This window comes from Sorangium sp. So ce1335 (assembly GCF_051521615.1).
Classification (GTDB): Bacteria; Myxococcota_A; Polyangia; order Polyangiales; family Polyangiaceae; genus Sorangium.
On the sequence record NZ_CP150363.1, the window covers coordinates 10,223,380 to 10,236,225 of the forward strand.

The 12,846-nt window shown below is 70.7% G+C and carries 10 protein-coding genes; 7 read left to right on the forward strand and 3 right to left on the reverse strand.

Annotation, left to right across the window (positions count from 1 at the left end):
- Positions 1–29: 29 nt before the first annotated feature.
- A complete protein-coding gene (locus tag WMF24_RS38235; protein ID WP_437732388.1) occupies positions 30–851 on the forward strand; it encodes a hypothetical protein in 822 nt (273 codons plus the stop codon).
- A gap of 138 nt (positions 852–989) precedes the next feature.
- Here WMF24_RS38235 and WMF24_RS38240 read toward each other — a convergent pair whose 3' ends face one another.
- Together WMF24_RS38240 and WMF24_RS38245 are read right to left on the reverse strand one after the other, a co-directional pair.
- Positions 990–2,573, reverse strand: coding sequence for an AAA family ATPase (locus WMF24_RS38240; protein WP_437732389.1), 1,584 nt, complete (start codon positions 2,571–2,573; stop codon positions 990–992).
- The gene (locus WMF24_RS38245; protein WP_437732390.1) at positions 2,570–4,156 is read right to left on the reverse strand and encodes an AAA family ATPase; all 1,587 of its coding nucleotides are present in this window, start codon (positions 4,154–4,156) and stop codon (positions 2,570–2,572) included. Before WMF24_RS38245 ends, WMF24_RS38240 begins: the two co-directional genes overlap by 4 nt.
- A 475-nt stretch (positions 4,157–4,631) precedes the next feature.
- Between WMF24_RS38245 and WMF24_RS38250 the strand changes: the two genes are divergently transcribed.
- Both WMF24_RS38250 and WMF24_RS38255 read left to right on the forward strand, forming a co-directional pair.
- A complete protein-coding gene (locus WMF24_RS38250; RefSeq protein WP_437732391.1) occupies positions 4,632–5,696 on the forward strand; it encodes a glycosyltransferase family 2 protein in 1,065 nt (354 codons plus the stop codon).
- 126 nt (positions 5,697–5,822) lie between these two features.
- Positions 5,823–6,821 (forward strand): lysylphosphatidylglycerol synthase transmembrane domain-containing protein, encoded by a 999-nt coding sequence (locus tag WMF24_RS38255; protein WP_437732392.1) that lies wholly within the window; start codon positions 5,823–5,825, stop codon positions 6,819–6,821.
- 146 nt (positions 6,822–6,967) lie between these two features.
- Here WMF24_RS38255 and WMF24_RS38260 read toward each other — a convergent pair whose 3' ends face one another.
- Positions 6,968–7,612 carry a hypothetical protein gene (locus WMF24_RS38260; protein ID WP_437732393.1) on the reverse strand — a complete coding sequence of 215 codons (645 nt, stop codon included), beginning with the start codon at positions 7,610–7,612 and terminating at the stop codon, positions 6,968–6,970.
- Between the two features lie 108 nt (positions 7,613–7,720).
- Here WMF24_RS38260 and WMF24_RS38265 point away from each other — a divergent pair, with 108 nt between their 5' ends.
- From WMF24_RS38265 to WMF24_RS38280, 4 genes are all read left to right on the forward strand, one after another.
- Positions 7,721–9,958 carry a DUF2079 domain-containing protein gene (locus WMF24_RS38265; RefSeq protein ID WP_437732394.1) on the forward strand — a complete coding sequence of 746 codons (2,238 nt, stop codon included), beginning with the start codon at positions 7,721–7,723 and terminating at the stop codon, positions 9,956–9,958.
- Positions 9,933–10,376 carry a universal stress protein gene (locus WMF24_RS38270; RefSeq protein ID WP_437732395.1) on the forward strand — a complete coding sequence of 148 codons (444 nt, stop codon included), beginning with the start codon at positions 9,933–9,935 and terminating at the stop codon, positions 10,374–10,376. Before WMF24_RS38265 ends, WMF24_RS38270 begins: the two co-directional genes overlap by 26 nt.
- Positions 10,377–10,504: 128 nt before the next feature.
- Complete coding sequence (locus WMF24_RS38275) at positions 10,505–11,719, forward strand: ammonium transporter (protein WP_437732396.1); 1,215 nt, start codon at positions 10,505–10,507, stop codon at positions 11,717–11,719.
- Between the two features lie 337 nt (positions 11,720–12,056).
- Entirely contained in the window at positions 12,057–12,806 is a 750-nt protein-coding gene (locus WMF24_RS38280) for a YebC/PmpR family DNA-binding transcriptional regulator (RefSeq protein ID WP_437732397.1), read from the forward strand.
- Positions 12,807–12,846 lie beyond the last annotated feature (40 nt).

Here is a 12,846-nt window from a genome sequence, read left to right on the forward strand (position 1 = left end):
CCCCGGGGGGAGGGTTCAAGGAGGAATCGATGGCAGGCTATGGATACAGCTTCGTCACGGACAAGGCGTTCAGCGCGTTCGCGCGCGATCTCGAGCAGGGCGCGTGGAAGAGCGTGTCCATCGACAAGTACGATGTCCCGAACCGTGTCCCGACAGCATTGCTCCTCGAAGCGCCGAAGCCGGTGATATGGAAGGCGCGCGCGCTCTGGAGCATCCGGGCGCTCGACGAGGCGCTCGGCGTCGCCTCGGCCGCCGCGCTCGCCGAGCTCGACACGGAGTGGGACGCTTCCCAGCGGGCGCTGCACCTGTTCCTGGCGTCGGCGGCCGAGGGCAAGGACCCAGCGCACCGCGACGCCGCCGTCCGGCTCCGCGGCGCGTTGCTCGCGGGGGCCGGCACCGAGCAGACCCGGTACACGTACGACGCCGAGGTCGACTACGGGTGGCACCAGATCTCGGTCGCCGGCAAGGCGCCGCTGGCCGCCGACGTGAAGAAGGTCGGCGCCGGGCCGTACCTGAAGCGCGTCGAGGAGGCGACCGAGGCGCTCGCGAAGGGCCTCGGCCGCAGCTCCGGCCAGAAGCGCGCGGTCGCGCGGTCGAAGCGCATCCGGGAGGCGGTGGTCGCGTGCACGCAGGCCTTCAACGCGATCCACGACGACATCGGCTGGCTCGTCGCGCACACGCCGAGCGGCAAGCAGCGCGACCTGCTCGAGGCGCTCCACGCGCCGTTCCTCGCCCTGCTCGAGCGCAGCCCGCAGCGCGCCCCGGCGGCCGCCGCGCCGGAAGAGGAGGTGGAAGACGCCGAGGAGGAGGACGCCGAGGAGCCGGAGGCGGAAGAGAGCGCGCCCGAGTGAGCGCGTCCGCCGGCCGGAGTACGACCGGCCGGCGGCTCATGCCGCCTGACCCGCCGCGCGCGCCCCCTATCCTGAGGCCAGCTCGCTGATCGAGGTCCGCCCACGAGGGCGGCGCTCCAGCGCGCACTCCAGCCAGGATCACCTGCGCTTCGGGAGCTGCACCACCAGGTGGTCGGTGAGCCACGCCTTGCCATCCGGGTCGGTCTGCTGGACCCGCCAGCGGGCTACGAGATCCGGCGGCGTCGGCAGTCGCTCCACGCTACAGCCCGCAAGGCACGTCCGCTCATACTCGTCCGGCCAGCCCGACGCGTCACGCACGCCCAGCGTCACGGCGATGCCGTGAAGGCTGTCCGAGACGCGGTAGTCGGCGATCTGCTTCTGGATTCCCTGGTTGTAAGCCGCGCCGCGCCAGATCTTGGTCTCGATCAGGGCATGGCCGTCGAGGCCCGGCCGCGTCAGGCGCACCTTCACGTCGGTGAAACCCGCCACCTGGATGGCCTCGCGTTCCGTCTCCCATCCCAGTACAGCCAACACCGCCGCGATGAAGGAGCTGAACACCTGCTCTTCCAGCAGCCCGGACTTGCCGTGGAAATCGCGCCCGACGCGCCGCAGGTTCGCCAGCGCCGCGCAGACGTCCTGGATCAGACGCTCGATAGGGTCGCCCGAGCTCGCCGGGATCTCCGGCAGGTTCAGGATCGAGGCGATGGGCCAGGCTGCTACAGGGTCGGCGAGCATCGAGCCCTCCACCCTCACCAGACCAGCCGCGCGCAGTAGCTTCAGCGCCTGCTCCGGATCGATGGAGACGTGCTCGCCGGCCTGCAAGGCGCACGCATCGCGGAGCCGCTGCATCGGGACCGAGCCGGCGTGCTCGCGCACGGCCTTCAGCACGCGCCGGGGGGCATCGAGCCGCCCGTGCTGCGAGACGGAGGAGCGCGCCGCGCGAACGAAACCGTCGTGCCTCTCGCGAAAGACGCCGAAGATCTGCTCCAGCGCCTGCACCGAGGGACTGGTTGCGTCCCACAGGTTCTCCAGACCGTAGGTCACGAGCACCGGGATGCCCCCGGACATCACGCGGAGGGTGTCCAGGCAGATGTCGTCCAGCGAGCGCCCGTCCTCCTCGAAGGGTCTCGCGAGGACCGAGATCTCCGCAGGTCCGAACGGGTCGAGCACACAGGGCTCGGCGCGGCTCACGATCCCGGATCCCACCTCGCTCTCCAGATAGAAGAGGCCGATCCCGCCGGCGAAGACGAGATCAAAGCACGCGCCGTGCTGTTTCCGCGTGACCTCCAGCTTGTTGAACCAGCTCCGTGCAAACGCTCCCCGCTCGCCTTCTCCAGCCGTGACGTACTGGTCGGCCTCGTCGAAGAGGACGACCAGCCGCGTCGTATCACCGTCGAGCACGCGCTCGAGAAGGTCGTCCATCCGCGGCGCGGCGAGATCGCGGACGCCGAGCCTTGCAGCGAGATCGCGCACCGCTCCGGCGACGGTCGGCTCCTCGGGCGGACCCGGGACGAGCAGGACACGCGTGCCCGGTGCGTCCTGGAGAAGCTGCGCCTGGACCTGCTGGAGCAGCACGCTCTTCCCCATCCCGCGGCCGCCGATGACCTTGACGGCAGCGCCGCGACGGAGGTGTCCCGCGATGGTTGCCACCGAGGTGCCGCGATGCACCGACTGACGCGGGGTGTGTTGCTGCCAGTTGTAAGGATTGGCTCGGCTCGTCACACGGCCACCTGGGTCCGCGTGGGGAGCAAGTTCCGGACGTACCACGGGAGGTGCATGGGCAACGCCAGCGTCGCCTCGTCAAGGAGGCCGAAGTTCCGCAGCACCCGCGCGCCGGGGCCGTACGGACCGCCCGCCCGCTTCACGGCCGCTGCAGCATCATGGCTCTCGATCAGATCGAGGAGCAATGCGTAAGCCGCCGAGTACCTCTTCGAGAGCAGCGCGAAGATCTCCCGGTCCACCTCGAGCACCGCTTGACGACCCAGGAAGCGATCGACTGCGCTGTCGCAATAGGGGTCCGTCGGCTCCTTCTGCAGGCCCCCCGGGGTGTGGAGCCGGACCTCTTCGAGGAGCGCCGAGCCGAACTGTCGGTGCAGCAGCGGGTGCCCTCCGGTCCACGCGCGGGCAAGCTTTGCCGTCTCATGACCCACGGCGAGGCCCGCGCGGCGCCCCAGCTTGCGGAGCATCTCCGTGTCGTGCGGCGGACGGATCGGCCCGAGCCACATCGGCGTGAGCCCCGCCAGCAAAGGGTTCGGCACTCCATCGAGCTGCGGAGCGGACAGGTGCTCGGGGTCACGGCCGATCAGCACGAGCGAGACGGCCCCCTGCTGTTGCTGGGACAGCGCACGCACGAGCCCGAGGAGCCTCGAGATGCCCGGTACCGGGCCGAGGTTGCCCTCGCGCTCGAAGAGGAGATCGTACTCGTCGATCACGAAGCACAGGCGCATCCCCTCATCCAGAATCGCCTGAGCTGCCGCCTTCAAACCGGCGATGCCCTCCCGTGCCGGAGGCTCGTAGGAAGTGCCGGCCGCGCGCATCCTGCGGCCCAGCGCGGCGAGCATGTCGTCCGCGACACCGTCAACGGTCGGCAGATCGAGCCCCTGCGCGTCGACCCAGAGCACGCACGCCTGGGACACATCCTGCTCCGCGTCTGGCGTCTTGATTCCGCTCGCCGGATCGAGCCAGTCGGTGACCGCGCGAACCAGCGAGGTCTTGCCCGACTTGCGCAGCCCGAACACGCCAACGGCGTCGCCGCGCAGGACGCGCGTTCGGAGGTCCTTCACCTCCGCATCTCGGCCCATGAGCTGGTGCCCTCGGACCGGATCACGTTCTTCGAAGACGTCGTACGTGGGCAGGCACTGACGGAGCACCTCGGAGAGCGGCGGCCAGAACCCATCCTCGTTCCACACCCACGCCACGCGCTGATCCCGGCCGGGTATCCGCTCGAGGCGCTCCTTGAGCGGCCGACCGTCGTCATACGTGTGGCCGTCGTCCGTCACGATGACCAGGTTGCCGTCGAGACGCAGGCCAGAGCGCACGACCTCGTCGGCGGCGCGCTGGAGATCCCTCGACTGGACCTCGCCCTGGATGGCGACGAACAGCAGCTCGGGGGCCAGCCCGAACCCCTCCTGGATGTGCTGCGGCGGCTTCGCGCGGAGCAGCCAGCTCCACGGCGCAACCGGGCGAGCATGGGTCAGCTCGAAGCCGTCCTTTTCGAGCACCTCGAGCATCACGGCGCCGAAGAGGATCTCCTTGGCGAAGCGCCGCACGAGGTGCTCGAGCGTCTTCGTGCCGCAGCCGTTCATGCGGAGAGTCTCGCACACCGCACCCGCTTCGTCATGAAGCCGGCAGGCAGACACCCAGGGGATGTCAAGCCTGCCGTCGACCGCTGCCGGCATCCGGGAACGATCCCGTCCCCCTGCCGGGTTCCGCAGCCCTTCCCTGAACCCCTGCCGGGTCTCCGCAACCCTTGTCCGAACCCATGCCGGCTCTCCGCAGCCCTTCCCTGAACCCCTGCCGGCTCTCCGCAGCCCTTCCCTGAACCCCTGCCGGCTCTCCGCAGCCCTTCCCTGAACCCCTGCCGGCTCTCCGCAGCCCTTCCCTGAACCCCTGCCGGCTCTCCGCAGCCCTTCCCTGAACCCCTGCCGGCTCTCCGCAGCCCTTCTCTTCCACCCCTGCCGGTAACCGGCAGCACGTCCCGCGCTCCCTGCAAGCCTCCGACTATGCTTCCCGGGGGACGGAACCACGCGCGACCGCGACGTTCTGCTATCCTCCGCCGCCGTGATTGTGGACCAGCCCCCCACACCTGCCCCCCACGTGGCTCCGGAGGACCGGGTCACGCTCGGGCTCTCCGCCTTCGAGCCTCGCCCGAGCCTGATGGCGCCCTCCATCGCCCCGGCCCCCCAGCCGGCGCCGCACGTCTCCGTGGTCGTCCCGGGGCTGAACGAGGCGGAGAGCCTCGCCGAGCTCGCGCAGCGCGTCGATCAGGCCCTGCAGGGGCGCTTCACCTACGAGCTCATCTTCGTCGACGACGGCAGCACCGACGACACCTGGGGCGTCATCTCCAGGATCCGCGCGGAGAACCCGGTCGTGAAGGGCATCCGGCTCCGGAAGAACTTCGGCAAGGCCGCGGCGCTGACGGCCGGCTTCCGCAAGGCGCGCGGCGCCATCGTCGTCACCATGGACGCCGACCTCCAGGACGACCCGGCCGATCTGCCGAGCTTCATCGCCAAGATCGAGGAGGGCCTCGACGTCGTCGTCGGCTGGAAGGTCAACCGGCTCGACCCGACGAACCGCCTCGTCCTGTCCCGCATCTTCAACGGGACGGTCCGCTCGGTCACGGGCGTGAAGCTCCACGACATGAACTGCGGCTTCAAGGCCTACCGGAGCGAGGTGCTGCGCACCATCCCCATCTACGGCGATCTCTTCCGGTTCATCCCGGCGCTCGCCGCGTGGCAGGGCTTCCGCGTCGCCGAGATCCCGGTGCGCCACCACGCCCGCAAGTACGGCAGCTCCCGCTACGGCCTCGAGCGCATCCTGCGCGGCTTCTTCGACCTGCTCAGCGTCATGTTCCTGACGCGCTACTCGAAGAAGCCGATGCACCTCTTCGGCCTCATCGGCCTCGTGTTCGCCGCGGTCGGGGTGACGATCAACGCGTACCTGACCTTGCTCTGGTTCCTCGGCCACAAGATCGGCGACCGCCCGCTGCTCCTCCTCGGCGTGCTGATGATCCTCCTCGGCATCCAGTTCTTCTCGATGGGCTTCATCGGCGAGTTCCTCACCTTCCAGATGCAGCAGCGGCGGCACCAGGCCGAGGAGCTGCCCGTCCGCGAGGAGATCGAGTGATCCCCGCGCCCCGCGAAGGCCGCGCCGAGCGCGCCGCGCGCTCGGCGCACGCCGCGCCAGGAGACATCGCCCCCCACCCGGCCCCCTGCCCCGCGCCGCGCTGAGCGCGCCGCGGACCCCGCCGTCATGCGTCGCACCGCGCTGCGCGCGCTCATCCGCCTTGTCGGGCCGCTCCTGCTCGTCGTCGTCGTCCTGCGCATGGACGACCGGGACGCGGTGCTCGGCGCCGTCGCCGCCGCCTCGGCCGGCCCGCTCGCGCTCGCGGCGGCGCTCAACGTGCTCAACATCCACCTCAAGGTGGTGCGCTGGGACGCGCTGCTCCGCGCCCGGGACATCCGCTACCCGCTCCGCCGCGCGTGGAGCGCGTACCTCACGTCGCTCTACGTCGGCATGCTGACCCCGGGGCGGGTCGGCGACGTGCTCCGGATCCGCTACCTGCGCCACGACCTCGGCGTGCCCTACGCCGAGGGGCTCGCCACCGTCGTGATGGACAGGCTGTGCGACCTGTACGTGCTCGCCGCGTTCGTCGCCGTCGGCGTCGCCCGCTACAGCGCGGTGATCGCGGGCCAGCTGGCGTGGCTCACGTGGGGCGGCATCGCGCTCACGGTCCTCGCGCCGCTCGTGCTGCTCGTCCCGGGGCTCGCCGAGCGGATCTTGCTCGCGGTGTCGCGCCGGATCGTCAAGGACCCCGCGCAGGCCGCCGACACCGGCGAGCCCGGCGCGGCGAGCCGCTTCCTCGTCGCCCTGCGCGCCCACGTCGGGCGCGGGCTCCTCTTCACGCTGCCCGTCACCGTGGCGACGTTCGTCGTCAACTTCGTCCAGGGCTACCTGATCGCGCGGGCGCTCGGCATCCCGCTCTCGCTGTTCGACGTCACCTGCCTGCTCGCCATCGCGAACCTGCTCGGCCTGCTGCCGATCTCGATCGCGGGCGTCGGCGTCCGGGAGCTCTTCTTCTCCCTCGTGTTCCCCTCGCTCGGCTTCGCCGCCGAGCACGGCGTGAGCTTCGGCCTGCTCGTCTTCGCCGTCATCTACCTGGTCGTCGTCGCGCTCGGCTTCGTGAGCTGGCAGGTCGCCCCGCCGCCGACCGCCCCCGAGGCCGCGCCGGCCGGGACCGCGCAGCCCTAGAACAACGATCACGTTGAGCGAGCGAGAAATGAACCGCCAAGACGCCAAGGACGCCAAGAAGAAGACAGTGCCTTGGCGTCTTGGCGGTTCGAAGTTCTGCTCGTTTCAGGCGGGTTCAACCCGTTTGTTGCTGTAGATCCATGCGTTCACGGGGCGGCGTTCATCGAGAACAGCGTCTTCATCGTCATCGGCTCGAACGGCCGCACCCGCGCGGCGGCCGCGCGGAAGGCCTCGACGACGCAGTCGCCGACCGCGGTCCCCTCGTAGGGCGCGCCGTCGAGCTCCACCGCGGCGTTGCCGCTCCGCAGGAAGGTCACGGTCACGGTCGCGTCGCCGCTCGGGCCATCCGGCTGCCAGCAGCGCTGCGCGCGCAGGCCGCCGCGCTCGAGCGCCGTGGCCGCGTCCGTGGCCAGGCGGAGGTGCTCCGAGATGACCCGGCTCGCCCCCCGCTCGAGCCCGTCGCGCGAGAGCGACGACGCCTCGACGAACGCGGGATACGCGGCGCCGCGGCTCGGGCAGGTCGCGGGGCGCACCATCGCGTAGGCGGTCGCGGTGGCGAAGCCGCACACGGCCAGCGCCACGAGGAGCGCGCGCTGCCCGCCGCTCCGTCCGTGCGGCCCGTCGAGCGGGCCGTCGTCGCCCGCCCCGCCGCGCAGGCGCTCGACCTCCGCGCGGATCTCCGCGATCTCCGCGTCCCGGGCGGCCAGGGCCGCGTCCCGCTCCTTCAGCTTGGCTTCGAGGGTTTCGATGCGCGCGCGAGCCGCATCGAGATGATCCCGGTAGTGCGACATGCGGCCATTCTACCGCGCCCCGCCCGCGGCGCCCTGCCCTTCCCGCGGCCAAGCGCCGTTCCTTGACAGCGGGGGGTAGGCTCAAGTAGCCGAGACACCGCCTCACCCATGCAAGACGACCACCGCACCAGGCTGAACAGCGCGCTCGCGAAGCTCGACGGCGCCATCGAGCGGTATGCGCGCGCCGCCCTGACCCTGGCGCCGTGGCCGATCCTCTACGGCATGAGCATCGCCGTGGCGGCCTGGGCGTTCACCCACCCGGGCCGCCTCGCCCAGCTCGACACGAACAAGCTGACCGAGCTGGAACGCCGCTGGATGGCCGGCGGCGCCGTGGCCGCCATCGTCGCGGTCGGGATCGCCTACTTCCTCGTGATGCTGGCGCGGCGGGCCCTGACCCCCTCGTGGGCGTTCGTCGACACGGTGGGCCGCCTCAACCGCGCGCTGCGCCCGCTGCTCGCGCTCCCGTTCGTCGCCGCGCTCAAGGTCCCGAACATCGAGAAGGAGAGCCCGAAGACGGCGATCTTCTACGCCGCCCTCGCCGCCGCGGCGGTCGGCGCGGGCTTCTACGCCTGGGGGCGCGGCACGTTCAGCGACGCGCACGGGCTCGGCGACGCGCGCGGGGGCGGCGACGCGCGCGGGGAGGCCGACGCGCGGTGGGGCGACGACGCGCGCGGGCTCGGCGACACGCGCGGCCGCGCCGGCGCGCTCGCGAGGGCGTGGCGATGGCTCGTGCCGCTCGCCCTCGGGGCGCTGTGGGCGGGCTACGCCGCCTTCTTCTCCCGGCTGGCGATCACGAACCACCACGCGCTGCACACGCGGACGCCCGACCTCGGGTACTACGACAACATCTTCTACCAGTCGATCCACGGCCGGCCCCTCGGCTGCTCGTGGCTCCGGGCCGGCTACCACGGCTCCGCGCACTTCGACCCGATCCTCGTCCTTCTCTCGCCGCTCTACCTCATCTACCCGAGGGCGGAGCTGCTCCTCGTGCTCCAGTCCGTGTGGCTCGGCGCCGGCGTCGTCCCCGTGTACCTGCTCGCGAAGGACAAGCTCGAGCACCGCGGCAAGGCGCTCTTGCTCGCCGTCGTGTGGGCCATCTACCCGGCCCTGCACGGCGCGAACATGTACGAGTTCCACTCGCTCGCGCTGATCTCGCCGCTCGTCGTCTGGCTCCTCTACTTCTACGAGACAGGCAGGGACAGGCTGTACTGGGTCACCCTCGGCGCGCTGCTGCTCTGCCGCGAGGACGTCTCCCTGCTGATGTGCTTCATCGGCCTCTACGCCATCTTCGACCGGCGCGCGGGCAGGACGCGCCTCGGCTGGGTGACGATCGTGACGAGCCTCGTCTACTTCGTCATCGTCAAGCTGTTCTTCATGACGTCGGCCGGCATCATCATGTCGGGCAAGGACGCCTACTCGTTCGCCTACTACTACGCGGAGCTCATGCCGAACCGGAGCGGGCTCGGCGGCCTGCTCGTCTCGCTCCTCACGAACCCCGTCTTCGCCCTCAAGGTCATGCTGGAGGAGCCGAAGATCCTCTTCTTGCTCCAGCTCTTCGTCCCGCTCTGCTTCCTGCCCCTCCTCGCCAGGCCCGGGCGCTGGATGCTCGTGTACGGGCTCCTGTTCTGCCTGCTCGCCTCGCGCGACGCGGTCTTCTCGATCCACTTCCAGTACTCGTCGATCCTCTTCCCCATCGCCTTCGCGCTGACGCCGATCGGGCTCAAGCGGGCCGCGGACTCCGCGCCGGCCGCCTACTTCGGGCTCGACGGGCGGCGCCTGTCGCGCGCGCTGCTCGCGGCGATGCTCGTGGCGAGCGCGCTCGTGTCGTGGAAGTTCGGCGGCATCCTGGAGAACGCGTCGTTCCGGGGCGGCTTCTCGCGCGTCGCGCGCACGCTCACGCCCGAGCAGGAGGCGACCTACGCGTGGGTGCGGCAGCAGGTCGAGGCGATCCCGCCCGGCGCGGTCGTCGGCGCGACGAGCAAGATGGGGCCGCACGTGTCGAACCGGAAGGAAGCCTATTTCTACCCCGGGGGGGATCGCGCCGCGCTCGCCCAGTACGTGCTGCTCGACGAGGGGGAGCTCAAGGGCAAGGACCTGGAGCGCCACAACGCGGCGGTGAAGCGCGGCGAGTTCGTGGAGCTCAGCCGGCTGAAGAAGATGGCGCTGTTCAAGCGCGTGAAGCCGGCGTCGAAGGAGCCGCCGCTGCCGTCCCCGGAAGAGCGCGCCGAGCCCACTACCCGGGAGCTGCGTCCGGAGCTACGAAAGCTGAACAAAAAGCCGGGCAGCCCGCCGCCCGACCCCACCAGCACCGCGGAGCAAGATGAAGACCCTCCTCCTGGCCCATGACTTCGATGAGACGTCCGAGCTCGCCCTCGACACCGCGATCGAGCTCGCCCGCAAGCTGTCCGCGAAGATCGTCGTGGCGCACGTCTACAGCGTGCCCATCTACAGCTTCCCGGAGGGCTCGGCGCTGATCCCGTCGGCGGAGGACGCCGCGCGCATCGCCGAGGCAGCGCAGCGGAGCCTCGACCAAGTGCTCGAGCGGCGGCGCGCCGCCCAGGACGTCGAGGTCTCGGGCGTGCTGCGCGCCGGCGTCCCCGACGCGGAGATCTGCCGGCTCGCGGAGGAGATCGGCGCCGATATGATCGTGATCGGGACGCACGCGCGCGGGGCCGTCGCGCGCGCCCTGATCGGCAGCGTCGCGCAGCGCGTGGTGCGCGCGGCGAAGGTCCCGGTCCTGACGGTCCGGGCCCCGCAGGCCTGAGAGCTGACGCGGCTGCAGCCGCTCGGGGAGCTCCTGAGCTCCCCTGGAAAATTCCTTATCCGCTGCCAAATGCGTCCGGCTGCGGGCACGAAACCTCGTTGAAACATCGGGCACGTTACCCCCGTGCCATGAAGATCGACACTGGGGATACGGCCTGGCTCCTCGCTTCGACAGCCCTCGTCCTTTTCATGACGCCGGGCCTCGCCCTGTTCTACGGCGGCATGGTGCGCCGCAAGAACGTGCTCGCGACGCTCATGCACTCGTTCGCCGCGCTGGCGGTGATCTCGGTGCAGTGGGTGGCCATCGGGTACTCGCTCTCGTTCGGCACGTCGCAGGGCGGGCTCATCGGCGGGCTCGATTATGTGGGGATGCGCGGGCTCGCGGGTGTGGAGCGTGGGACCGTGCCGCACCTCGCGTTCGCGGCGTTCCAGATGATGTTCGCGGTGATCACGCCCGCGCTCATCGCCGGGGCGTTCGCGGAGCGCATGCGGTTCCCGGCGTACCTGGTCTTCATCCTTCTCTGGTCGACGCTCGTCTATGACCCGGTCGCCCACTGGGTGTGGGCCGAGAAGGGCTGGCTGTTCGAGATGGGGGCGCTCGACTTCGCGGGCGGCACCGTCGTGCACCTCGCCGCGGGGATCTCGGCGCTCGTCTGCGCGCTCGTCCTGGGCAAGCGCACCGGATACCCGCACGAGCGGCACGTGCCGCACAACCTGACGATGACCCTGACGGGCACGGGCATCCTCTGGTTCGGCTGGTTCGGCTTCAACGCGGGCAGCGCGCTCACCGCGGGCGGGCTCGCCGCGCTGGCGATCCTCGACACGCACCTCGCGGCGGCGGCGGGCGGCGCGGCGTGGCTCTTCGTGGAGTGGGCGCAGCGGGGCAAGCCGACGGCGCTCGGCGTCGCCTCCGGCATCGTGGCCGGGCTCGTCGGCATCACGCCGGCGGCCGGGTTCGTCGCGCCCTGGGCCGCGGTCGTGATCGGCCTGCTCGCGGGCGTCGTCTGCTACTTCGCGGTCGTCTCGAAGGAGCGCCTCCGCTACGACGACTCGCTCGACGCGTTCGGCGTCCACGGCGTGGGCGGCCTCCTCGGCGCGGTCCTCACCGGCGTCTTCGCCGAGAAGGCCCTGAACGAGGGCGGCCGCGACGGCCTGATCGCCGGCAACCCCGGTCAGATGGTCCCGCAGCTCGCCGGCATCGTGGCCGTCGGGCTGTACGCCGCGATCGCGACCTTCCTGCTCCTGAAGCTCGTCGACAAGCTGATCGGCCTCCGCGTGGCCGAGAGCGACGAGCGCGAGGGCCTCGACGCCACCGAGCACGGCGAGACCGGCTACGCGCTGTAGCGACACAGGGGCAACCACGGCTCCCCATGGTGGCAACCACGGCTCCCCAGGTCGTCAGGTCATCCAGCGCTCCGGACGGGCTCGCTCTTCTGGTAAGGAGGGGCACGCGCGAGACGGAGCGCCGTCGTAGTTGCCTCCACACGGGCGCACCGCTAGAGCGACGGTCGGTTCGAACCGCCAGGGCGCCCAAAGCGCCAAGAGACGTCGAACATCTCTTGGCGCTCTCGGCGTCCTGGCGGTTTCTCTGTTCGAACCGATCGGTGCTCCAGCTTGCGCCGAACCTTTCCCCTGGGCGCGCGCCGCGCGCGGGCGCCCCGTCATCACGGAGCAGACAGGCATGAGCGGCCATTCAAAGTGGGCCACCATCAAGCGGAAGAAGGGCGCGCTCGACGCGAAGCGCGGCAAGCTCTTCACGAAGCTCATCAAGGAGATCACCGTCGCGTCGCGCATGGGCGGCGGGGACCCGAACGGCAACCCGCGCCTCCGCAAGGCGATCAACGACGCCAAGGGCCAGGCGATGCCCGCCGACACGATCAAGCGCGCCATCCAGCGCGGCACCGGCGAGATCGAGGGCGCGAACTACGAGGAGATCCTCTACGAGGGCACCGGCCCCGGCGGCACGCTCTTCCTCTGCGAGGCGATGACCGATAACCGGAACCGCACCGTCGCCGAGATCCGGAAGATCTTCGAGAAGAACAACGGGCAGCTCGGCGCCGGCGGCTCCGCGCAGTGGGCCTTCGAGCGGAAGGGGATCATCCTCCTCGCGAAGGACGCGGCGAACGAGGACCAGCTCATGGAGATCGCCGTGGGCGCGGGCGCCGACGACTACAGCGACCAGGGCGAGGAGTGGCAGGTGCTCTCCAGCGTCGAGATGCTGGAGACGGTCTCGAAGGCCCTCGAGGACGCGAAGATCGCGGTGAAGTCGAGCGCCGCCGGCTACGTGCCCAAGAACAAGAAGGAGGTCGCGGGCCGCGACGCCGAGGTGTGCCTCAACCTCGTCGACTCGCTCGACGACCACGACGACGTGCAGAACGTCTACGCCGACTTCGACGTCCCCGACGAGGAGCTCGCGAAGCTCGAGGGCTGACCCGGGCGCCGGGCGGCGCCCGCCGAGCGGCGCCAGGGCG